Here is a 22,409-nt window from a genome sequence, read left to right on the forward strand (position 1 = left end):
TGAACTGACCCACGAATTTGGTACATGAAAAAAACACCTATGCTACCTGTTTCTTGTATTCTATAGGAGACAGGTAGTTTAACTTTTCTTGAATACGTTCCGTATTATAATACTCAATGTAATCGTGAATGAGTTGTTTGAGAGTAGAAGTTGAATGTATTTGTTTTTCTTGGGAATAAAACAATTCAGATTTCAATGAGGAATGAAAAGATTCTATTACGGCATTATCATGACAATTTCCTTTACGGGACATACTTGTGGTAATGCCATTTTTTTTAGATAACGTTTGGAAAGCGTAGGAGGTATACACGGCCCCTTGATCACTATGTAGTATAATTTGAGTCTTTTGTTGCAGTTTTATCGCCTTCTCAACTGTTCTTAAGACGAGTGTTACGTCTTGTCTGTTACTTATTTCATATGCAATGATTTCATTGTTATATAAATCCATAATACTTGATAAATACAACATCTCTGTACCAAATGGCAAATATGTAATGTCTGTAACCCATTTTTCATTTGGCTTGTTAGCTTGAAAGTTTCTATTTAAGAGATTCTCTACAACAATTCTACTTTCTCCATTGATCCAGGTTCTTCTCTTTCTTTTAACCCTACATTGTAAATTTTTCTTTTGCATTATTTTTTGTACAGTTTTTCGATTTAGGTGATAATTATATTTTCGTTTCAATAAAGCAGTAACTTTGCGATGTCCATATCGAAAGTGATTTGTCATACAAATTGTCAAAATAGCCTGTTCTAATTTTGCTTCCTTTACATCTTTCACTTTATTTTTCCATCGATAATAAGTAGAACGAGGTATACCAATTAATATACATATCTCTTTAATGGAGTACTCATCTTTCATTAACTCCACTACTTCTACAACTACTTCTTTAACCAACTCCTCTCGATTTCTTGGTACTTTTTTAAAATATCTAGTTGCATTTTTAATTTCCGATTCTCTATCTGAAGCTTCTCGATTTCAGTTATACCTTCTTCACTAGCCTTTTGTAGCGTACTTTGTTTTCCTACAGGGCGACTAAAACGATACGTTTCACCTTCACGATGCCACTTCATCCAAGTTTTAATCTGTGCTTTATTTTTAATTCCTAATTGTTCCATAATTTCTTTATTTGTGTATCCTTGTTTTTTCAGTTCGATTGCTTTCCATTTAATTTCTTCTGAATAAGATTTTCTCGTTCCCATAAAAGAAACACCTCCGTATATTCGTATTTAAATTAAATACGGTATAAGAGGTGTTTTTTCCTTGTCTTATTTCATTGGGTCACTTCAGAAAATGAAGGGGGGTTTTCAATGTCTTTAAAAGGTTCTTTCTCAAAAAGAAGCGAATAGTGTGAGAAAGGGGTGGTTATATGGAAGTCGTTATAAAGAAGAAACGAAAAAGGGGAAGAAGAATTTTTATTTGGGCTAGTAGTATCGTTCTCTTGTTAGTTATTTCCGCTGCGATTTTTTTGAATATATATACGCTGAAATCTATGCCAAAGATAGATGGAACGATAAAGCTAGAGGATTTACAACACGCTGTTACGGTGAAGCGGGATAGTAAAGGTGTCCCGCATATTAAATCGGAAAATGCACATGATTTATATTTTTCACAAGGATATGTACAAGCGCAAGATCGGTTGTTTCAAATGGATTTAAGTAGAAGACAAGCTTCTGGTATGTTAAGTGAAGTTGTTGGGGAAGCAGCTGTTGACCGAGATAAATTATTTCGAACACTCGGTTTACGGCGAGCTGCAGAAGCTTCAGTTAGTCAATATGATGGAGAAGCAAAATATGCCCTGCAGTCATTTGCTAATGGGGTGAACGCTTTTATACGTGAGGCGAAAGAGGAAAAGAAATTACCAGTTGAGTTTACTATATTAGGTTATGAACCTGCTGAGTGGTCAATTGTTGATACTTTAACGATCGGGAAGTATATGGCGTTTGACTTAGGAGGACATTGGCACGGACAGGCATTTCGATATTGGGCGCTGAAAAATCTTCCGAAAGAGCAAGCGAATGAGCTATTTCCTGCATATCCGAAAGATGCCCCTAGATTGCTAGCTGAACTGAAAAATACAAATGTGGACGTAGCGCAAAGTTTTTCAAAAACGATAATTCCCCCGGAGTTTAACGGTAGTAATAACTGGGTTGTGAGTGGTGAGAAGAGTGCGTCAGGTAAGCCGATTTTAGCAGATGACCCTCATTTATCTCTTGCGACACCTTCTATATGGTATCAAACGAGACTTGAAATGAAAGATTTAAATGTGAGTGGCGTTATTTTCGCTGGAGTACCAGGTGTTATATTAGGACACAATGACAAAATAGCGTGGGGTGTTACGAATACGGGGCCTGATGTGCAAGATTTATATATTGAGAAGAGAAATCCTAATAATGAAAATGAATTTCTGTATAACGATAAATGGGAGAAAGCTACGGTAGTTGATGAATCGATTAAAGTAAAAGGCGGGAAGACAATTCCTTATAACGTTACGATTACGAGGCATGGGCCAGTAATTTCAGAGTTTGCGGATAAGGGGAAGGAGAAAACGAAAACCGTATTCTCTTTAAAGTGGACTGCTTTAGAACCGTCAGCTGAGTTAAAAGCTGTATTAAATATGAACAAAGCAAAAGGCTGGACTGAGTTTGAAACCGCTCTTCAAGATTTTCATACACCAACCCAAAACTTTGTGTTTGCATCAAACGATGGCACAATTGCTTATAAAGCCAATGGAAATATACCAGTGCGTAAAAAAGGCGATGGCAGCTTACCTGTTCCAGGATGGACAGATGAATATGAATGGGAAGGGTATATCCCCTTTGATCAACTTCCAAAAGTAATCAATCCAAAACAAGGGTTTATTTCAACTGCGAATAATAAAATTGTTGATGATAATTATCCGTATCATATTAGTAATACGTGGGCGCAGCCATATAGGCAAATGCGTATTCAAGAGTTTTTACAAGAGAAGGAAAAATATACAGTGAAAGATTTAGAAGAGTTACAGATGGATCAAAAGAATTTATACGGGAAAGAGTTTACTCCTATATTTTTAAAAGAGTTAAATAAAGCATCTTTAAATGAGGTAGAGAAAGAAGGCGTAAAACAATTAACAAAGTGGAATTTTTATGATAGTAAAGATGAAGCGGCACCACTAATTTTTCATTTATTAATGAAAGAGATTTCTAATACGTTATTTTCAAAAGAAATACCGAAAGGTGTGATGGAGTTATTTGAAGGGAAGTCACAAGTTGTTGATGAATTGATTCGAAAAGAAGTAGCGGGAGAAAATAGCGCTTGGTTTACGAAGTACGGAGGTTTCACAAAAGTTGTGCATACATCGTACGAGAATGTAATGAAGAAATTGCAGAAGGGATATGGACCCGATGTTGGGGGCTGGAAGTGGGGCGATTATCATCAACTTGCTTTTACACATCCAATTTCGAAATCATCTAGTATGTTAGCATTACTAGCTTTTAATCGTGAGAAACCAGTTCCGATTGGCGGAAGTCAAGTTACCGTTCAAGCAGCGAGTTACGGCGAGAACGGCATTGTAAATCACGGAGCGTCTTGGCGATTTGTTATTGATACGAAAGATATGTCAAACGGTTATCATATAGTGGGACCAGGACAGTCGGGACATTTTAGAAGCGATTGGTATCATGATCAAATAGATGATTGGGTAAATGGCACGTATCATACGACTACATTGAATACGGAGGGGATAGAGGGGAAGGTGTTAAATTTAGAGCCGAAGTGATAGGGTGTTTTTGTTTGTGGAGGGGGACTAGTAATAAGATTTTTGATAATGAAAGCTTATCATTTAGAACATAACATAGTTCTTAAATAATTTTAACAGCCAGCCTACTATCATTTAAATTGATAGTAGGCTGTTTCCATATTCGAAATCGTTGTCTACATAGAATGTTTTTGAATAGGGGAAGCTGCAGGGGGGATTTGTAACATATAAATAACACCTCCCAGTCTTTTTCAACTATATAGCGTCGTTACAAGTAAAGGTTATAATCTTGGATAAATTTATTTTCTTATTTTATCTTTAGGGACAGACCTACCAAAAAGGAAGTAATAATAAATCTTGTTGGTTTTGCAGCATTATGCTTCTTTTTGGGGATAGGAAAATACATCATGAATTTGTGAAACACTAACAATAATTCTTATTAAATATGATTATAAAAAATTGTTAGATAAATGGGATGTTTTACTAACAATTTTAATATAGTGCTAGTTAGGGGGAATCAGTTATTTAAAGGGTTTTTGCCGTTTTTTTTTATTTGGAAATCTTGAAATAATTAAGATTTCTTGGCAGTAATTAAAGAAATAAGTCTATGATAAAATATAAAATAAAGCATATTTATAACAAAAACAGCCCCAATTTCTCATTAGGAATTAGGGTTGTTTTTATATGATGAGACATACTTTGACTTTTAGGAACGGATATTTTCAAATGATAATCATTCATGAAATAATGATATGTTATAATTTTCATAATATATATGCAAATAAGGGATGGAATGAGCACACAAATTAAGATGACACCGGAACAATTAGAACAAGCTGCTAAAACCGTAAGAAATGCGAGATCATCATTAGAATACATACATAAAGATTTATACTCTCAAACTGAATTTATAGCTTCTCGGTGGAGCGGAGCAAGCAGTGATCGTTTCTATCAGATGTTTAATGAAGCAAAGCCAATGATGTTTAACATTTTGCAAGAATTAGATAAAATCGCAGTAGAATTAGAACGTGCAGCTGTTAAATTTCGAGAAGCGGATGAATTGTATGGTGGGAATTTAGTTGACTCTGATATTCAAGAAGGAGCCATGTGTGGAAAACTTCCTCCAAAATCAGCAGATTCATTTTTGAATATAAAGGATTTAAATGCTGCGTGGACTGGTATTTCTAATGGGTTTGTAGATGGTGCAGTGGATGCGTGGGAAGGACTGATATCCTTAGGTGATAAAGAAACCTGGCTTAATATGCGAGATGCGATTGTAAACTATAGGGAGACTATTCCTGCTGCATGGAACACTGTATCAGATACATTTATGAATAAATTTTGGAATGGGGATCTGGAAAGTAGAGAGCATTATGTAGCTTATGGTATAGCAACGTTAGGACTCGGACTTCTGGGGGATAAGGGTCTTAGTAAAGCAGGACAAGTTGGGAAGTTAGCTGCTATTACAGGTTTTACTAAAGGGAAATCACTTGTAATTAATTCTCCGGCATATAGAAATGCATTACATATATTAAACAATTATGAATTTAAGGGTGGTAATCATCTCTCATATGCAGGTGTCGGTAGTACACAACAATATTTACAGAAAGCAGCTACGTATACTTATGAAGGCGCGAATGGTCCAAAAACAATTCGTTTGCGAAAAGGAGACTTAGCAGGAGACAAGCACCCAGTTACAGGAATCCCATACGATGCTGACGGATTTCCTATTTTTGAATCAAAAGGTGAGGTACTATTAAAAGAGGCAGATTTCAAAAAGTCTAGAACAACACAGTCTAGAAAGTGTAGTAAGGCATTATATGAACAAATAATGGAAAATCCTGAATTAGCTTTAAAATTCACAGAGGAAGAAATTCAATTATTTAAAATAGGTAAAACGCCAGAGCATTATACATGGCATCATCATCAAGATGCTGGGAGAATGCAACTTGTAGATTATCAGACTCATCATGATACCGGTCATACAGGTGGATATAAAATTTGGGGAAAAGATAGCGATAAATAGGGAGGTACTTAGTCATGAATCACATTACATGGATCAATGCAAATGAGAACAAAATAACAAATAATCAAATTAAACAATTAGAAAAATACTTTAATATTAAATTTCCTAATGATTTTATAGAGTGTGTACAAAAATATGATGGTGGATATCCTACGCCAGATACTTTTAATATTCCAAATCAAGATGAAAATTCACTCAATAATCTTTTAACCCTAGATTCTAATAAAAAATACTCCATTCTAGAAACATATAATAATACGAAAGATAGATTACCTGATAAAATTTATCCTTTTGCTAGAGATCCATTCGGTAATCTTTTATGCTTCGATTATCGAAATACGAGTGATTCACCATCAATCGTATTCTGGGATCATGAGGAAGAAGACATAGAGGAAGCAATATATCCAGTTTGCTCAACATTTACAGAATTGCTTGCTAGTCTACGTGATTTTGAAGAAGATTGAGGGAACTAAAAAACGGTCTAGAATTCTAGACCGTTTTTTATGATTTACTAATTTTCCAACCATCATCCGTTTTCTCTAGTTCAATTACGATTACTTTTTTAGGATTACCTTTATATACAGCATCAACAGTTATTGTAGCTGAACGAGCTTTGAACAAGAGTACTGGAGATACGGAAACAATATGGATTCAAGAAAATCAATATCTGTGATGTAGAAAGACAGGAAAGTAGGAACTAATTATACAGTGTAGAATGCTGAATTAACTATAGGCACCTTTCATTTAGTACCCATTTTCTTGTCCATATATTGAGACAAGAAAATGGGTACTTCTTAAAGAAGTAATTATTGCTTTGTACACAGTTAAGAATTTATTTGTATGATGGTGTGATTTTTGAAAGAAGAACAAAGGAATTCTTAACTGCAAAGATAAATAATGAAGTAAATGTAAAAGTAATACAAACAAAAAGCGAATATAGATAAAAATTTTTTGATACATTTATGAGTATGAAAATTTATTTATGCGAAAAAATAGATATGAATGCATTATCAGAAAAAATTCAATAACTTCAATCGTGAAAAGATAAGAAAAGGAGCGGAAATACGCTCTTTTTTTTATTTATCTTACTATTTTTAGGATGTTAGTATGAATAACACTTTTATTGACAAAGGTGTTACTTCATTTTTTTCTGGAATAAATGTGAAACGTTGTATAAAATAATCAGGAAAGCCAAAAATTATAGGGGGAAAGTTGTGAAGAAAAATAAGAGTTTAATAAGTTTTTTAGGAGTGTTTATTATGTTGTTTTCTTTTTGTTTTCAAGGAAATGTACAGGCAGATGTAAATACTGTTCAATCTGGAAAAATCAAATCAGGAAACGTAACAGTATGGGAAGTTGGAAATGTAGCGAAAGTATTAGCGGATGTGGAGCGCTTAAATTTAAATACAGTAAATGTACCGATTCAAGTGGATATCCCAAATGTGACTTCTACTAACATGGTAATTAATCAAGCGCAAAAGCAAAAAGCTATTATTTTAATTCAAGAATTATTAAAGCGTAATATTCAAGTTATAGTGGAACCGTTCCCGTATATTCAGCAGGGGAATGTTGGAGAGACAGAATGGAACCCAAGTAACATTAATGATTTCTTCTGGAATTGGAAGACGGTTATTCTGCAAGATATTTTTAATTCCATTACAAGTAAATACAATGTGTATGGACTAAAGATTGCTTCTAATTTCGTGAATATGGAGTATGCAGAAGGATACTGGAGCGATACAATTGATTTTGTTCGTAATCAGTATAAAGGAAATGTTTTGTATCAAATGAACTGGTGGTTAACAGCAAGCTGGGACTCTTCTTATGAAGCGAAGTTTAAAGAGAAAATCAATCGCCCGTATTTAAAAAAGGTGGATATTGTTAGCATTGATAGTTGGTTTGAAGTTTCAGGAAAAAGGAATCCAACATATGAAGAAGTGAAACAAAGTTTATTTGCGACAACAGTATATAATCGTGGGCAAAATGTTGTTCAGCAATTGGAACAATTACATAATGCAACAGGAAAGCCAGTTTACTTCGGTGGATTTAATGTTCCAGCACGTGAACTTGGATTACAAAATCCATGGAATCCAGATGTTTCAAATGTGTTTTCGAAAGATGTACAATTAAATGGATGGCGTGCTTACCGCGATGTATTAGAACCGAAACCATATTTTAAAGGTTTTTCAATTTGGTTTATTGGCTCTAATGATAGTACACATGCGTATCAAATACATAGTAAAGAAGCAGAGGCAGTTATTAGCGGGTGGTACCGAAAATAATTTTTATAAAATAGGTAAGTTTTAAAGTTTACTACATATATTTCTAGTGAAAGGCCTTTCACCATCTTATCACCTAGGGGGCAATCATAATGAAATTTTTGTCTTACCTTACAGTAATTTTGGTGATTCTTGGCGGTTTGAATTGGTTATTTGTAGCGTTAGATTACAATGTAGTTGAGAAATGGTTTGGTTCTATGCCGGCGCTTGTGGACACTATTTATTGGCTCATTGGTCTTTCTGCTATTTATCAAATTTTTGATCGGTTCTTTACGAACGACTAGCTATTATTCTTTCATTATTAGAGTGTTAAGTACGATTATGTACTTAACACTTTTTTATATGTCCATAAAAAAGTCTGCACTTGCAAGCGATTCCATCGCGTCTTGCGCCGTAATAATAGAAAACAAATTGACCGTATATTATATTTTAGGTTATAATTCAGAAAGTTTAAAAAATAATCAAATGAGAAATAGGGAGGTTATGAGGGTAATGGAGAGAGTCTATAATTTTTCAGCAGGACCATCAATACTCCCTTTGCCAGTTTTAGAGAAAGTGCAAAAGGAGCTTTTAAATTATAACGGGACAGGCATGTCTATTATGGAAATGAGTCATCGATCTTCTTATTTTCAAAGTATCATAGAGGAAGCGAGTAACTTACTTCGTGAATTAATGAGCATCCCTGATGAGTATGAAGTTTTATTTTTACAAGGCGGTGCGTCATTACAATTCTCTATGATACCGTTGAACTTAATGAATACGTATAAAAAAGCTGGGTACGTACTAACTGGCTCATGGTCTAAAAAGGCACTGCAAGAAGCCGAAAAAGTTGGGGAAGTACAAGTGATTGCTTCTTCTGAAAAAGGGAAGTTTATTACGATTCCTAAACTGGATGGTTTATTAAGTGATAAAAAACTAGATTATGTACATATTACAACGAATAATACAATTGAAGGGACAAAATATGTGGAAATTCCACATGTAGAAAGAGTGCCGCTCGTTGCGGATATGTCCTCAAATATTTTATCAGAGAGATATGATGTTTCGAAGTTTGGTATTATATATGCGGGGGCGCAAAAGAATTTAGGACCTGCGGGTTTAACGATTGCTATTATAAAAAGAGATTTAATTGGGGGAGCAGATCGCTCTTGTCCGACAATGTTAAATTATGAAACTTACAGTAAAAATAACTCCTTATATAATACACCGCCATCCTTTAGTATTTACGTAACAAAACTTGTACTAGAGTGGTTGAAAGAGCAAGGCGGAGTATCTGCGATTGAAGAACAAAATAAAATGAAATCTTCACTTCTTTATCATTTTTTAGATGAATCTAAATTGTTTACTTCACCAGTTGACCCTGCGTATCGATCACTTATGAACATTCCATTTACAACACCGTCAGAAGAACTTAACAATGAGTTTTTACAAAAGGCGAAGGAACGCGGTTTCGTTACGCTAAAAGGACATCGCTCAGTCGGCGGTATGCGTGCAAGTATTTACAATGCGATGCCAGTGGAAGGTGTAAAACAATTCGTAGATTATATGAAGGAATTTGAGCTTGAGAATAGATAGGGAGATGGGGATATGTTTCGTGTTCAAACGTTAAATCAAATTGCAGAAAAAGGTTTACAAGTTTTTACTGAAGAACGTTATGAAGTAGGGGATAAAATCAATCACCCAGATGGGATTTTGCTTCGTAGCTACTCTTTACATCAAGAAGAGTTTTCAAAAGACTTAAAGGCCATTGCAAGAGCTGGCGCTGGTGTAAATAATATTCCTGTCGAGCGATGTACAGAAAAAGGAATTGTAGTATTTAACACGCCGGGGGCAAATGCAAACGCCGTAAAGGAACTCATTATTGCCAGTCTTATTATGTCTTCACGTAACATTATTAATGGTGTAAGTTGGACGAAAAACTTAGAGGGTGAAGAAGTACCACAGCTTGTTGAATCAGGAAAAAAACAATTTGTTGGATCAGAAATTGCAGGGAAACGTCTAGGTGTTATCGGACTTGGCGCAATCGGTGCTTTAGTTGCGAACGATGCGTTAGCATTAGGGATGGATGTTATCGGATATGATCCTTATATTTCAGTTGAAACAGCTTGGCGTCTTTCTACACATGTGCAAAGAGCATTTAGCCTTGATGAAATTTTTGCAACGTGTGATTATATTACACTGCATATTCCTCTTACGAATCAAACGAAGGGGATTATTGGGGAACACGCTGTAGAGAAGATGAAAAGAGGAATGCGTCTATTTAATTTCTCTAGAGGAGAACTTGTAGATGAAAAGGTTCTTCAAAAAGCATTAGAAGAAGATATTATTACACATTACGTAACGGACTTCCCGAATGAAAATGTAATAAAGATGAAAAATGTAACAGCGACGCCTCACCTTGGTGCATCTACGTCTGAATCAGAAGAAAATTGTGCAGTAATGGCAGCACGTCAATTACGTGAATATTTAGAGACAGGAAATATTCGTAATTCAGTAAATTATCCAAACGTAGAATTGCCGTATATCGGAAAGAAACGAATTACAATTATGCATCAAAACGTCCCGAATATGGTAGGGCAAATTACAGGATGCTTAGCGGAACATCATATTAATATTGCCGATATGATTAATCGTAGTAAACATTCTTGGGCATACACAATGATTGATATCGATAACGGAATTGATGATATAATAAAAGAGAATATTGTAGAAAATATAAGCAAAATTACAGGTGTTGTAGCCGTTCGAATGATTGTGTAAAGGAGAGAGGAATGTGGCAAAAATACGACCGTTTCGGGCCATTCGTCCAGTAGAGGAAAAAGCGGCACAAGTGGCAGCTTTACCGTATGACGTATTAAATAGTGAAGAGGCAAGGGAAGTTGTAAAAGGGAATCCATATTCTTTCTTGCATGTTGATAAAGCAGAAATTGATTTAGATCCTGAACTGTCACCGTATGATGATCGCGTGTATGAAAAAGCGGGCGACAATTTAAAGCAATTTATACGAGAAGAAGTGTTCATACAAGATGAAGAGCCAGCGCTATATATTTATGAACTGACGATGCAAGGAAGAACGCAGTCAGGCCTTGTCGTTTGTACATCTATTGATGAGTATGAAGATGATACAATTAAAAAACATGAAAGAACACGTCATGAAAAAGAGCTAGATCGTATTCGCCACGTAGATGTGTGTGACGCAAATACAGGTCCGATTTTTTTAACGTACCGTACAAAAGATGAAGTAAAGCATTTAATTAGAAGCTGGAAAGAAGAACATGCGCCAATTTATACATTTACAGCAGAAGACGGTGTTAAGCATGTTGTGTGGAAGATTGCAGAGGAAGATGTAATTACGACTTTAGTAAACGCATTTGAAGATATTCCTAATCTTTATATTGCAGATGGGCATCACCGTTCTGCATCAGCTGCAAAAGTAGGACTTATGCGAAGAGAACAATATCCAAATTACACAGGAGAAGAAGAGTTTAATTTCTTTTTATCCGTGCTATTCCCTCATGATGAATTATCAATTTGGGACTATAACCGAGTTGTGAAAGATTTAAATGGCTTATCAGAGGAACAGTTTTTAAATCAAATTACGCAGTACTTTTATGTAGAAGAAGCAACTGTTTCTCCGTATAAACCAAATGAGCCCAAATCATTTGGTATGTATGTAAATGAGAAGTGGTATAAGCTTACTGTGAAAGAGGAAACATTTGATGCGAATGATCTTGTTAGAGGTTTAGATGTATCTATTCTGCAAGATCATTTATTAAGCCAAGTGCTTGAAATACATGATCCGCGATCTGATTCACGCATCGACTTTGTCGGAGGAATCCGTGGATTAGAAGAACTAGAACGTCTTGTAAATAGCGGTGCATATAAAGCGGCGTTTTCACTATATCCGACATCAATGGAAGCTTTATTAGCAATCGCAGACGCTGGAGAAGTTATGCCGCCAAAATCAACGTGGTTTGAACCGAAACTGCGTAGTGGGTTGTTTGTTCATTCTTTAAAATAAATAGACTTCTTTAGTTAGAAAAACCGAAATGGTTTTTAGTTTCGGTTTTTCTTATTTTACAAGTGTTTTTGAGGAGGGGGATCGATGAAATTGCAAGTAGGCGAAAAAATTACCTTTGAAAGAACTTTTACGAGAGAGGATGTTGCGTTATTTACAGAAGTATCGAAAGATGAAGGCGTTCATCATGTTACACCAGATGAGCAGGGAAGGTTTGTTGTACAAGGGCTGTTAACATCAACATTGCCTACAAAAATTGGCGGTGATTATAACGTACTAGCTCGCAATATGGATTTTGAATTTTTACGTCCTGTTTTTAGTGGTGATACCATTCGTTGTGACGTAACTATTGAACAATTTGAGCCTGATGAAAAAAATCGTACAAAAATTATTGCGACGTTTATATGTAGGAATCAACTTGAAAAGGAAGTTATGAAGGGGAGTTTTTCGGGGATTATTCTTTAATTAGTAAGAAAAGAAATGAATAGGTGGGGGCATGATGTCTCTAGGGTGTAGATTTTTAATTCCCCATGAAGAAATTTTATGCATTGCTGAATACTGATAATATACTCTGTTCATTTTTAACTTGAATAAACTCGTCAACAAAAAGGACATTCCTAGTATTACAAGAAATGTCCTTTCCACTAAATTATAAGGTATTTTGCTGAAATTCAAACTCTAAAATTAGTTTACTAGTTTGACCTGTAAACTGATAATTATAGGATCCTCTCAGGTTTTCTAAGTTACCGGTAGCTTTAATAATTGTTCCTGGGGAATCTAAATTTCCTTTATCAAATATTCCTTGCTCTATAGCTGTAAATGTCCCTTGTTGCCCCTTATAAATTCCTTCAAAGTGTAAAAATCCAGAAATTTTAGCAGTAGCTAAGTGACCATCATTTATATTTGAGTCTAAATAATATAATAAGTATTCAACAAAAGCTTTTCCTTGTAATTCACCATCAATATCATATTCAACATGAGCAATATTAATAGGGAAATCTTTTCTAGTCTCATCAATTAGTTTTTCATCCCATTTACTTACTGTAAATGTTACTTCCATACACGTAAATCCCCCTTTATCATTTGAAAAGTACTAATTCACAGTCATATCTTATAGGAGTGTTTTTATTTATTTGAGCCCTGTCATATCGTTATCTTATCTCAGAATCACCTGCGCCTCCCCATGAAGGACTTACTGTCGCCACGATATCTCCTACTTGTAACCTCTTTGGCTTTATTAACATATGAATCCCGCTCCTATATAATTTAATGAACTACGGCTATACAAACCGTAGAGTTGAAGAACATTGTACATGACATTAGTTTCTCCGCCTTCAATAAGTTCACCTGCTGTAATTTGAGAATTTAGTATTAGTGCTGAATATAGGAATAATCTACAAATATTTTTTGCTAAAATTTATATTTGAAAATCACAGTATGCATCATTGCATAAGAAAGATGGTTGCTATTTTCTATAACCTGTAACTATAATGATTACAGGTTGGTCGATACCAATCAAAAAAATAAAATCATCATGAATGGAGATGTTACATATGGGTATGAAAAAAATAATTTTAGCAGGTGCTTTAGGGATCGCAGTATTATCAGGAACAAATGTACCAGGATTAGAACTAACAAAAGCAAGTGCAGCTTCTATTGAATCGAATTTCTCGACGTTAGAAGGACGAGTAGTAGAAGTAGATAACGGTGTGATTGTTGTAAAATCTAAGCAATATGAGGAACCTGTTAGTGTGTATATTGATTCACTTTCAAACGTGAAAGTAGGAGATGAAGTAAAAGCTATTGGATCTATGATGCGTAATTTTACAGAATATATGGTTGCAACTGCAGTTGAAAATACAACAAACAAGTTAGGTATGCACATGAAAGAAGATGGCTCACCCGATTATGTAATTGGAGAAGTATCAAAAGTAGGAACGATGGAAGATGAGGGAGACGGTGCTACTAAATATGTTGTAGTTGAGTATCCATCGCTAAACGGGAAGAAAGATATTATTGATGTTTTCTTAACAAAGGGACAAGTATTTCATGTGGGTGAGAAAGTAAAAATTGATATGAAGTATGTAGGCTGGGGCGGTATTTCTATTAACTGGAACACAGTTGATCATATTGAAAAAGTTCATGAAGCAAAGACGAACGCTGAAAATAATGATGATGTATGGATTTGGTCTTAATAAGGCGAGTATAGGTCGTTATTTGCAATTTTCTCCAAACAATACATGTGAAAACTAAATGTATCATGCAGTACCCATCTAATTATCATTGCGTATGACAATTAGATGGGTACTTTTTTATTTGAAATTTGTGCAAGTCAATGTTCAGCATTTCTTTTTAAGAGTAAATTACGGGTGAAATCAAAACTTTATTTGCAGTACATAATAAATAATGTTGATTTTTTATCTTATATTAAAATAAAAACAAACCACTGTTCGATTTGAATATTCCACGATATAATAGTGAGAGTTTATGGCAGAATAAATATTTACATAAGAAGTGAGGTACTGTATGAAAAAAAGAACGACAGACATTATTTTTATTATTATCGGTGCATTTCTTTTTGCGTTAGGTGTCAATTTATTTGTTATTCCGAACGAGTTTGGTGAGGGCGGGGTAACAGGTATCACGATTATTACGTACTATTTATTTGAGTGGTCACCAGGTTTAGTTAACTTAATTTTAAATGCGATTTTGTTAATAGTCGGTTATAAATTTTTAAATAAGATTACAACGATTTATACGATTATCGCTGTAGTGACTAACTCGCTATTTCTTCATTTAACAGAAGGCTGGACGATTGCTTCTGATGAAATGCTCGTAAATGCCATTTTCGGTGGAATATTTATCGGGTGTGGTATTGGTCTAATCATTCGTGTTGGCGGAACAACTGCAGGTACCACGATTTTAGCAAGAATGACGCATAAGTATTTAGGCTGGAGTATTAGCTATGGTCTATTGTTCTTCGATTTAATCGTTGCGTTTTCATCTTATTTCATCATTGGTGCAGAAAAACTGATGCTGACAATTATTATGTTATATGTAGGAACGAAAGTAATGGAATTTGTAATTGAAGGTTTAAATCCGAAAAAGGCCATTACGATTATTTCTGATAAACCAGATGAAATTGCTGGGAAGGTGACGACTTTAATGGGCAGAGGGGTTACTGTGTATTCAGGTCATGGCTATTACACGAAAACGCCGAAGGAAATTCTTTATGTTGTTATTAATAAGCAAGAAGTAGTGAAGCTAAAGCGGATTGTTCAAACTACGGATCCGGCGGCGTTCATCGCTATCCACGATGTTCGTGATGTGTTCGGAGAAGGATTTGTTGATATTTCGAAGGCTTAAAAATTGTTTTTGATTAAAATAATCTTAATACTAAAACGTGAGAATCTATTTTGAATAATCTTTTTTCAAAATAGATTCTTTTTCTTTTTCTTGCAAAAAATCTAATTGTTTCTTAATGTAGTGATGTAGAAGGATGAACGAGAGAGGGTTTAATGAAGATGATACATATTTTATTAGCTGATGACGATAAACATATTAGAGAGTTATTGCATTACCATTTACAAAAAGAGGGGTTTAAAGTTTTTGAAGCAGAAGATGGAAAGGTAGCGCAAGACGTATTAGAGAAGGAAAATATTCATCTTGCGATTGTAGACATTATGATGCCATTTGTTGATGGCTATACGTTATGTGAGGAAATACGGAAATATCATGATATTCCTGTTATTTTATTAACTGCGAAAGACCAGTTAGTGGATAAAGAAAAAGGCTTCATTTCTGGTACAGACGATTATATTGTGAAACCATTTGAACCAGCTGAAGTGATTTTCCGTATGAAAGCTTTATTACGTCGTTATCAAATGCTGAGTGCAGATATTATTACGTTGCACGGAACGACAATTGATCGAAAAGGTGTGGAAGTAAAGTGTAACGGCCAAACAATTTTGCTTCCTTTAAAGGAATTTGAGCTATTATCACAACTTGCTAGTTATCCTGGAAGAACATTTTCAAGAGAAGAATTAATTGAATTAGTATGGGGAATGGATTTTGAAGGAGATGAACGAACAGTTGATGTTCATGTGAAGCGACTACGAGATCGTTTCTCAAAACGAACGGATGATTTTCAAATTACGACAGTGCGCGGCCTCGGGTATAAGTTGGAGTTGAAATAAGATGAAATCACTATATTCTAGATTTGTATTTATGACGGTCGGCATTATGCTACTTAGTAGTATTATCGGCTTTTTATTAACGAACGTATATTATCAAGTGAAGTTAAAACCGTATAACAGTGAAAAGATTTTAAAGTATGCTGAAGAAGTTAAATCGTTATATGAAAAGCAAAGTGAAGAAAATCAAGAGGCGTACTTACATTCTATCGCAAAGTTAGGGTATGAAATTTATATTGTCGATGATCAAAAGAATGGAAAGCGTATCGGCAATGCGTTTCGTAAGACGTCTATTAGCGATGCTACTGTTCATAAAGTATTGCAAGGAGAAACGTTTAATGGTGTTTCTACGTATCCAACGCGTCTTTTTATTACAGGATTTTTCGATAATGAATTAATAAATAGTGTTGGTGTACCGGTAAAGCACGGTGATAAACAGTACGCGTTATTTATTCGCCCCGACATTCAGAACCAATTTGGCGAAATGCGAATTTTCTTAGCGGTATTACTTGGGTTTATCGTACTATTAAGCATTATCTTTATAGCGATTGCAGCAGGTTATATCGTTCGCCCAATCCGTAAATTTACGAAGGCTACGCAAAAAATTGCGAGTGGGGAATATGAAATTGAATTAGATGTAAAACGAAAAGATGAAATAGGAACGTTATCTACAAGCTTCCAAAAGATGACGAAAAGTATAAAAGAACTAGATGAAATGAGACAAGAATTCGTTTCGAACGTTTCACATGAATTTCAGTCGCCGCTTTCTTCCATACAAGGTTTCTCAAAGACGTTGCAAACAGAAAAGATGAGTGAGGAAGAAAGAAATCATTACTTACAAATTATTGAAGGCGAAAGTAAGCGAATGTCTAGTTTATGTAAACAGTTACTTACGCTCGCTTCATTAGATAAGGAGGAAAAGGTTTTACAAATAAAAGACTTTTCCTTACAAAAACAAATTAAAGACGTCATTTTTATGCTTGAATGGAAATGGCGGGAAAAAGATATCGCCGTTGAATTTGATGTGCCAGATATCACTATAAAAGGTGATGAAAACTTACTTCATCAAGTATGGAGTAACATTTTCACGAATAGCATTAAGTTTTCGAACGATGGTGGAACGATTGAGTTTTTCGTGGAAGAGTTAGAGTCTAGTGTCATTATCTCTATATCCGATAACGGAATCGGAATGGAAAAAGAAGAGATGGAACGTATTTTTGATCGTTTTTACAAAGTAGATACAGCAAGGGCAAGAAACGTAGAAGGTAGCGGTTTAGGATTATCAATCGTGCAGAAGATTGTTGAACTGCATAACGGAAACGTTTCGGTATATAGCACGAAAGGGGAAGGGACGACTGTTCGGGTGGAGCTTCCGAAATAGATGTAAGGGAAGAGGCTGTTTGGAGCGGCCTCTTCTTTTTTGATCGTTAGTATACATGTAAAGTGAAAAAATGTGAGTCATTTTAATTACATAATCGGATGAGTTTGTGGAGTGAGATTAGCAGGAAGTTTATTTGAACATGTAGAATCCCTACAGAGTTATAAGGGTCTGATGAGAACTGTAACTATTTAGGGGGAGATTATTTTGAAACGAGTTGACTTGTTATTAAACGCACTAGATTCAACATTCGATAAAGAGAGTTGGTATGCACCGTTTAAACATGCTATAGGAGGGCTTACAGCCGAACAGGCTATGTGGAAACCATCAGGAGAGGTAACGAATACCATTTGGGAGAACGTTAATCATCTCACTTATTACAAAGAGCGACTTGCTGCAAACTTGGAAGGCCGTGAATGGACAAATAATCTCGATGGTGGTGAAACCTTCTATCTTACCAATCAATCTAATGATGAGAAAGAATGGAAGAAAGTCGTTGAACGTTCTGAAAATGCTCAACGTAATTTAAGACAGGTATTGAGTGCAATTTCTGAAAAAGAGCTTGAACAAAATTCACTTGAGGGGAAATTACTGGATATCATGCTTCATGATGCCTATCATACGGGCCAAATTATTCAATTAAGGAAAATGCAGGGGGCATGGCCAGCAAAACGTTGATTGAACGTTTTAGATCGTTCTATTAAAGGCGTTATTATTGAATAAAACTTAACATCCAAGCATAACCCCGTTCCAAATTTAGAACGGGGTTATGCTTGTTTCTGCTATAAAGCCGCACCTTTCCCGCGTTCTTCCTTAAACCGAAGCTCAAAAGTATCCGCTGTAATTTCATCAGCTTTCGGCAAAGTCCGTAATTTTGGATGAAACAGCCATACGAGGGAAATGAATAAAATCCCGATGCTAGCAAGCGTGAAAATGAGTTGGCTACTATATACATTCGCAGTGTATCCGCCAATTAAAGAGCCGAGTGGCATAGCAATTGTGCCCATGCTTCGTGTGACTGAATTGATACGCCCAAGATATTGGTTTGGAATTACAATTTGACCAATAGTCGCAAATAATATGTTGGTCGCACCAATTGGTATCCAAGCTAAGCCGAATAAAAAAATGGATAACCATTGAAACGGTACAACTGTAGAGAGAAACCAAAAGAAAGCGCCAGTCGTAAAGCTAATAATGGAGACACGGCCAACATTATGTTTACCAACCCATGAACTGAATAGTGCTCCAATTAAACAACCGGCGGATATAGCGGCTAAAAAGAAACCATATAATTTTACACCGCATAAAGAATCAGCGAAAGAAGGGAGTATTGCCATCGTCATACCGATTGAAAAATTAGCGACAACGGAACCAATTAAGAAGACGCCCATTAAGGAACGAAATACGATTGAAAACCCTTCTTTTAAATCAGTAAAATATTGTTTAGTTGAAAGTGTTGTGTCTGCTTCAGTTTGTTTTGGCATTTTTAATGAATAGAACAAAAGGGCAGTAATCGCGAATGTAAAGGAGTCGATTACATATAAAGTAATGGCGCCAAATAGTGCTACTAATATTCCAGAAAGAGTCGTACAAATTAAATCAATGCCTTGATATGCAAATGAGAAGAGTGAATTTCCTTTTAATAATTGTGTTTTATGCAGTAGAAGTGGTAAAGCTTTTGATTGTGCGGGATAGGCGAATTGTTCAATAAAGGCTACGATTGGCATGATGATGAGTAGTAGGTGGACTGTTAGTAGGTCGAAGTAGTGTGTAATAGGAATGATTAAAATAAGAATGCATTGCAAAACTTGTGTGATGACAAGGGTGTTTTTTATTGACCATCTATCAACGAATGGACCAGTAAGAAATTGTAATGCAGAAGGTAATAACGTAAGGGAACCAGCCAATCCAGAATAAAAAGGATTACCACTTAATTTGTATACGAGCCACATCGCGGCTACATAATACAAACTATCTCCTATGTTGGTGAAAATTCTTCCTAAAAATAATAAGAGGAAATTCCGGTTTTTTAATATGTCCACTTTATCTACTCCTTTATAATAAATTTATTCGGTAAAATAAATTTGACCGTTTATGTAAAAAAAATCGTATTACGATTTTTCTTCTTTTTTAATAAATTGCTGCATTGTTCTCTCAGCGATTTGAAGTGCAGTAGTAGAAATATAATAAGGTTTACTATTCGGATCTTTATCTGCACCTTTTGTGATTTCGTTTAATTCAGCCATTAATTCATAAAACTTTTTTACCCACACTTGAAATTGTTCTGGCGTAGCATCAAATTCCCAGCAGGATGAAACGTAATTCCACTTAGCTGGATCTTCACTTGCATTTCGTAATGTAAACGCTTCTTCTGGTGCAGCGAGAATTTGGCTTTTCGTTCTTTCTATCATTTGTAAAAAGATTTGGCGACCTGATTCGCTTAATATTTCTAAATGAGGTAATAGATCTGCAGCAGGGGTGAAGCCTTTAGCGACAGATTGATAAAACTTTTGAATAATCCCATTCTTTTCTTCTGTATAAACGATCTCTATAAGACCATTCTTTTCTAATTCTTTTAAATGATAATGAATTTTCGCCCTTGAAATGCCGAATTTCTCAGATAGTAATTGTCCTGTATAAGGACGTTCGCATAGACGTATCATCATTTCGGCACGTAGTGGATCGCTTAATGCTTTTAGTTGGCTATAAGTAGTTAGTGTTAATACGGGCTTCAACATGATCAACTCCTTTAATAAAATTACTCGGTCAATATTATTTGACTGAATTGTATCAAGGATTTCAAGTATTTTCAATACTTTCTGAAAATTAAATCTTAATCTCTGTAATCTTCTGTTCATATTCCGTTCATATTTCTTTTTTATGATAAGTGCATAGAAAGAAAGAGGAAGGAGCGAGCGAAATGTTTTTAGCTCTGCGTGAATTAAAACAATCAAAATTACGATACGGATTAATCGGACTTATTATGGTGTTATTATCATTTTTAGTCCTTGTTATTTCAGGATTAGCAAATGGATTATCATATGATAATGCTTCATCGATTCAAAATATGGAGGCAAATAAGTTCGTTTTAGCGGATGATGCGGAAAATAAATTACTTCGTTCACAAATTAAGAAAGACGATGTAGATAACGTAGTAAATCAAGTAGGTGACAAAGAGGCAGTTCCGTTTCGTGTGAAAGTTTCAACATATGAAAAGAAAGATAGTTCGAAAAAGGTTGATATCGCTATTTTCTCAAGCGAACGAGATTCATTTTTAGAACCGAACATTGTAAAAGGTGAGAAATTAGGTACAGCAAACAACGAGATGGTTGCTGATGAATCGATTAAAGAGAAGGGAATCGATATTGGAGATACAATTATCGATCCTGTTTCAAAGAAAGAATTTACAATCGTCGGATTTACGAAAGATCAAATGTTTAGCCATACACCAGTCGTTTATGTAAATGAAGACGTATGGGGATCTATTTCACAACCAAACCAAAAAGATTATAGTGCAATTGCACTTAACACAGATAAAGAAATTAAAAATGCTCACGTTATCGATAAAAAAGAAGTACTGCAAAGTATTCCAGGATTTAAAGAAGAGCAAGGAACATTAACGATGATCATTGCGTTCTTACTTGTGATCGCTGCGTTATTAATCGGTGTATTCTTCTATGTTATTACACTACAAAAAACACAGCAATTAGGTGTATTAAAAGCAATTGGTACAAAGAACTCATATTTAGCAAATAGCTTAGTCGTACAGGCGTTATTCTTATCAGTCGTTGCGATGGTAATTAGTATCGTTCTTGTACAAGGGTTAGAACAAATTTTACCAGCGGGTATGCCGTTCTTATTAACAACACCGATGATTGCACAATACGCAGCAATCTTTATCGTAATTAGTATTTTAGGAACACTTATTTCGTTATACCAAGTATTAAAAGTTGATGCATTAGAAGCAATTGGAGGCGGGATGTAATGACTTCATTATTGAAATTAGACAAAGTAAGTAAAGTGTACGGAGAAGGGAATACGGAAGTAACAGCCCTTCATCCGATGTCGCTTGATGTGAAAGCTGGAGAGTTTATCGGCATCGTCGGTCCTTCTGGATCAGGGAAAAGTACATTATTATCAATCGCGGGTGCACTATTATCACCGTCAAAAGGGGATATTTACATTCGTGAGCAAAATATTACGAAGCTATCAGAAAAGGAAATGACAGACATTCGTTTGAAAAAAATCGGCTTCATTTTCCAGTTCGCAAATCTTGTTCCATATTTAAATGTAAAAGAACAATTGCTTTACATTGCAAAGCTTAAAAAAGAAAACAAACAAGAATCAGAAAAGCGTGCGGATCATTTATTAGCGGCATTTGGATTAGGAGAAAGAAAGAATCATTATCCAAATCAACTATCTGGCGGGGAAAAACAAAGGGTAGCAATCGCTCGTGCGTTCATGAACAATCCGGATTTAATATTAGCGGATGAGCCAACGGCAAGCTTAGACTCAAAACGTGCGCGTGAAGTTGTAGAAATGATGAAACGTGAAGTGAAAGAGAGCCAAAAAGCAGCGATTATGATTACACATGATGAAAGAATGCTTGATGTATGTGATCGTATATTGACGCTGAGAGATGGACAGTTAATATAAAGAAAAAGGCCAACCGTACTGAAGTGACCCCCGAAAGTTAGACAGGTCGTTTCATTAGGCAGCCTCTAGGGTATGAGCCCGGTATTGTACTGGGCTCATACCCTTTAATTTTGCCTTAA

At 35.2% G+C, this 22,409-nt stretch carries 21 protein-coding genes and 1 pseudogene; 16 read left to right on the forward strand and 6 right to left on the reverse strand.

The annotated features are described in order from the left end of the window. Positions 1-37: 37 nt before the first annotated feature. Positions 38-1,203, reverse strand: a protein-coding gene (locus tag ACTJJY_RS29725; protein WP_088092380.1) for an IS3 family transposase whose coding sequence is annotated in 2 segments (ribosomal slippage) — positions 38-906 and positions 906-1,203 — 1,167 coding nt in all. Because the reading frame shifts where the segments join, the coding sequence is not laid out codon by codon here. A 167-nt stretch (positions 1,204-1,370) separates the two neighbouring features. On the opposite strand from ACTJJY_RS29725, the gene ACTJJY_RS29730 reads away from it, so the two are divergent. From ACTJJY_RS29730 to ACTJJY_RS29740, 3 genes are all read left to right on the forward strand, one after another. Then, complete coding sequence (locus ACTJJY_RS29730) at positions 1,371-3,761, forward strand: penicillin acylase family protein (protein WP_440607255.1); 2,391 nt, start codon at positions 1,371-1,373, stop codon at positions 3,759-3,761. A gap of 772 nt (positions 3,762-4,533) precedes the next feature. Further along, positions 4,534-5,766 (forward strand): WXG100 family type VII secretion target, encoded by a 1,233-nt coding sequence (locus ACTJJY_RS29735; RefSeq protein ID WP_440607256.1) that lies wholly within the window; start codon positions 4,534-4,536, stop codon positions 5,764-5,766. 14 nt (positions 5,767-5,780) lie between these two features. Beyond that, positions 5,781-6,230, forward strand: coding sequence for an SMI1/KNR4 family protein (locus tag ACTJJY_RS29740; RefSeq protein WP_440607257.1), 450 nt, complete (start codon positions 5,781-5,783; stop codon positions 6,228-6,230). Positions 6,231-6,267: 37 nt separating this feature from the next. On the opposite strand, the pseudogene ACTJJY_RS29745 reads toward ACTJJY_RS29740, so the two are convergent. Further along, positions 6,268-6,381, reverse strand: a pseudogene (locus tag ACTJJY_RS29745) (DUF4878 domain-containing protein); the annotation flags it as partial. Between the two features lie 599 nt (positions 6,382-6,980). On the opposite strand from ACTJJY_RS29745, the gene ACTJJY_RS29750 reads away from it, so the two are divergent. The 6 genes from ACTJJY_RS29750 (at position 6,981) to ACTJJY_RS29775 (ending at position 12,528) form a co-directional block, all read left to right on the forward strand. Beyond that, positions 6,981-8,048 carry a glycoside hydrolase family 113 gene (locus tag ACTJJY_RS29750; protein ID WP_434163983.1) on the forward strand — a complete coding sequence of 356 codons (1,068 nt, stop codon included), beginning with the start codon at positions 6,981-6,983 and terminating at the stop codon, positions 8,046-8,048. A gap of 89 nt (positions 8,049-8,137) precedes the next feature. Further along, a complete protein-coding gene (locus ACTJJY_RS29755) occupies positions 8,138-8,329 on the forward strand; it encodes a DUF378 domain-containing protein (protein ID WP_000670804.1) in 192 nt (63 codons plus the stop codon). 208 nt (positions 8,330-8,537) lie between these two features. Then, entirely contained in the window at positions 8,538-9,620 is a 1,083-nt protein-coding gene (serC, locus tag ACTJJY_RS29760; RefSeq protein ID WP_440607258.1) for a 3-phosphoserine/phosphohydroxythreonine transaminase, read from the forward strand. Positions 9,621-9,632: 12 nt separating this feature from the next. Beyond that, positions 9,633-10,805, forward strand: coding sequence for a 3-phosphoglycerate dehydrogenase family protein (locus ACTJJY_RS29765; RefSeq protein ID WP_000490222.1), 1,173 nt, complete (start codon positions 9,633-9,635; stop codon positions 10,803-10,805). A gap of 13 nt (positions 10,806-10,818) precedes the next feature. Next, positions 10,819-12,066: a DUF1015 domain-containing protein gene (locus ACTJJY_RS29770; protein ID WP_440607259.1), complete on the forward strand. Its 1,248-nt coding sequence runs from the start codon at positions 10,819-10,821 to the stop codon at positions 12,064-12,066. A gap of 84 nt (positions 12,067-12,150) precedes the next feature. Further along, on the forward strand, positions 12,151-12,528 hold the full coding sequence (locus ACTJJY_RS29775; RefSeq protein WP_440607260.1) for an enoyl-CoA hydratase: 378 nt from the start codon (positions 12,151-12,153) through the stop codon (positions 12,526-12,528). A 184-nt stretch (positions 12,529-12,712) separates the two neighbouring features. Here ACTJJY_RS29775 and ACTJJY_RS29780 read toward each other — a convergent pair whose 3' ends face one another. After that, on the reverse strand, positions 12,713-13,123 hold the full coding sequence (locus ACTJJY_RS29780; protein WP_440607261.1) for a DUF3224 domain-containing protein: 411 nt from the start codon (positions 13,121-13,123) through the stop codon (positions 12,713-12,715). Between the two features lie 493 nt (positions 13,124-13,616). Between ACTJJY_RS29780 and ACTJJY_RS29785 the strand changes: the two genes are divergently transcribed. The 5 genes from ACTJJY_RS29785 to ACTJJY_RS29805 all read left to right on the forward strand — a co-directional run bounded on the left by ACTJJY_RS29785 (position 13,617) and on the right by ACTJJY_RS29805 (position 18,312). Continuing rightward, the gene (locus ACTJJY_RS29785; RefSeq protein WP_440607262.1) at positions 13,617-14,258 is read left to right on the forward strand and encodes a hypothetical protein; all 642 of its coding nucleotides are present in this window, start codon (positions 13,617-13,619) and stop codon (positions 14,256-14,258) included. Between the two features lie 331 nt (positions 14,259-14,589). Continuing rightward, positions 14,590-15,429, forward strand: a complete 840-nt coding sequence (locus ACTJJY_RS29790; RefSeq protein WP_000747497.1) for a YitT family protein — start codon at positions 14,590-14,592, stop codon at positions 15,427-15,429. Positions 15,430-15,581: 152 nt separating this feature from the next. After that, positions 15,582-16,259 (forward strand): response regulator transcription factor, encoded by a 678-nt coding sequence (locus ACTJJY_RS29795; RefSeq protein ID WP_000781961.1) that lies wholly within the window; start codon positions 15,582-15,584, stop codon positions 16,257-16,259. Position 16,260: 1 nt separating this feature from the next. Beyond that, complete coding sequence (locus ACTJJY_RS29800; protein WP_440607263.1) at positions 16,261-17,637, forward strand: sensor histidine kinase; 1,377 nt, start codon at positions 16,261-16,263, stop codon at positions 17,635-17,637. A 204-nt stretch (positions 17,638-17,841) separates the two neighbouring features. After that, on the forward strand, positions 17,842-18,312 hold the full coding sequence (locus ACTJJY_RS29805; RefSeq protein ID WP_086396821.1) for a DinB family protein: 471 nt from the start codon (positions 17,842-17,844) through the stop codon (positions 18,310-18,312). 104 nt (positions 18,313-18,416) lie between these two features. Here ACTJJY_RS29805 and ACTJJY_RS29810 read toward each other — a convergent pair whose 3' ends face one another. Further along, positions 18,417-19,676: an MFS transporter gene (locus ACTJJY_RS29810; RefSeq protein WP_440607264.1), complete on the reverse strand. Its 1,260-nt coding sequence runs from the start codon at positions 19,674-19,676 to the stop codon at positions 18,417-18,419. A gap of 69 nt (positions 19,677-19,745) precedes the next feature. Next, on the reverse strand, positions 19,746-20,369 hold the full coding sequence (locus ACTJJY_RS29815; protein ID WP_024927960.1) for an ArsR/SmtB family transcription factor: 624 nt from the start codon (positions 20,367-20,369) through the stop codon (positions 19,746-19,748). Positions 20,370-20,554: 185 nt separating this feature from the next. Here ACTJJY_RS29815 and ACTJJY_RS29820 point away from each other — a divergent pair, with 185 nt between their 5' ends. Both ACTJJY_RS29820 and ACTJJY_RS29825 read left to right on the forward strand, forming a co-directional pair. Further along, positions 20,555-21,619 carry an ABC transporter permease gene (locus ACTJJY_RS29820; protein WP_006922800.1) on the forward strand — a complete coding sequence of 355 codons (1,065 nt, stop codon included), beginning with the start codon at positions 20,555-20,557 and terminating at the stop codon, positions 21,617-21,619. Beyond that, the gene (locus tag ACTJJY_RS29825; RefSeq protein ID WP_016512575.1) at positions 21,619-22,290 is read left to right on the forward strand and encodes an ABC transporter ATP-binding protein; all 672 of its coding nucleotides are present in this window, start codon (positions 21,619-21,621) and stop codon (positions 22,288-22,290) included. Before ACTJJY_RS29820 ends, ACTJJY_RS29825 begins: the two co-directional genes overlap by 1 nt. 54 nt (positions 22,291-22,344) lie before the next feature. Here ACTJJY_RS29825 and ACTJJY_RS29830 read toward each other — a convergent pair. Next, on the reverse strand, positions 22,345-22,409 hold a 65-nt coding region (locus tag ACTJJY_RS29830), incomplete at its 5' end, for an IS3 family transposase (RefSeq protein WP_368773297.1).

Origin of the sequence: Bacillus sp. 22475 (genome assembly GCF_052044835.1) — a bacterium.
GTDB classification, from domain to species: Bacteria; Bacillota; Bacilli; order Bacillales; family Bacillaceae_G; genus Bacillus_A; species Bacillus_A cereus.

Coding starts and splice junctions, on each gene's coding strand:
- ACTJJY_RS29730 (WP_440607255.1), top strand. CDS start 1,371: ATGGAAGTCGTTATAAAGAAGAAACGAAAAAGGGGAAGAAGAATTTTT.
- ACTJJY_RS29735 (WP_440607256.1), top strand. CDS start 4,534: ATGAGCACACAAATTAAGATGACACCGGAACAATTAGAACAAGCTGCT.
- ACTJJY_RS29740 (WP_440607257.1), top strand. CDS start 5,781: ATGAATCACATTACATGGATCAATGCAAATGAGAACAAAATAACAAAT.
- ACTJJY_RS29755 (WP_000670804.1), top strand. CDS start 8,138: ATGAAATTTTTGTCTTACCTTACAGTAATTTTGGTGATTCTTGGCGGT.
- serC (WP_440607258.1), top strand. CDS start 8,538: ATGGAGAGAGTCTATAATTTTTCAGCAGGACCATCAATACTCCCTTTG.
- ACTJJY_RS29765 (WP_000490222.1), top strand. CDS start 9,633: ATGTTTCGTGTTCAAACGTTAAATCAAATTGCAGAAAAAGGTTTACAA.
- ACTJJY_RS29775 (WP_440607260.1), top strand. CDS start 12,151: ATGAAATTGCAAGTAGGCGAAAAAATTACCTTTGAAAGAACTTTTACG.
- ACTJJY_RS29780 (WP_440607261.1), bottom strand. CDS start 13,123: ATGGAAGTAACATTTACAGTAAGTAAATGGGATGAAAAACTAATTGAT.
- ACTJJY_RS29785 (WP_440607262.1), top strand. CDS start 13,617: ATGGGTATGAAAAAAATAATTTTAGCAGGTGCTTTAGGGATCGCAGTA.
- ACTJJY_RS29790 (WP_000747497.1), top strand. CDS start 14,590: ATGAAAAAAAGAACGACAGACATTATTTTTATTATTATCGGTGCATTT.
- ACTJJY_RS29795 (WP_000781961.1), top strand. CDS start 15,582: ATGAAGATGATACATATTTTATTAGCTGATGACGATAAACATATTAGA.
- ACTJJY_RS29800 (WP_440607263.1), top strand. CDS start 16,261: ATGAAATCACTATATTCTAGATTTGTATTTATGACGGTCGGCATTATG.
- ACTJJY_RS29820 (WP_006922800.1), top strand. CDS start 20,555: ATGTTTTTAGCTCTGCGTGAATTAAAACAATCAAAATTACGATACGGA.
- ACTJJY_RS29825 (WP_016512575.1), top strand. CDS start 21,619: ATGACTTCATTATTGAAATTAGACAAAGTAAGTAAAGTGTACGGAGAA.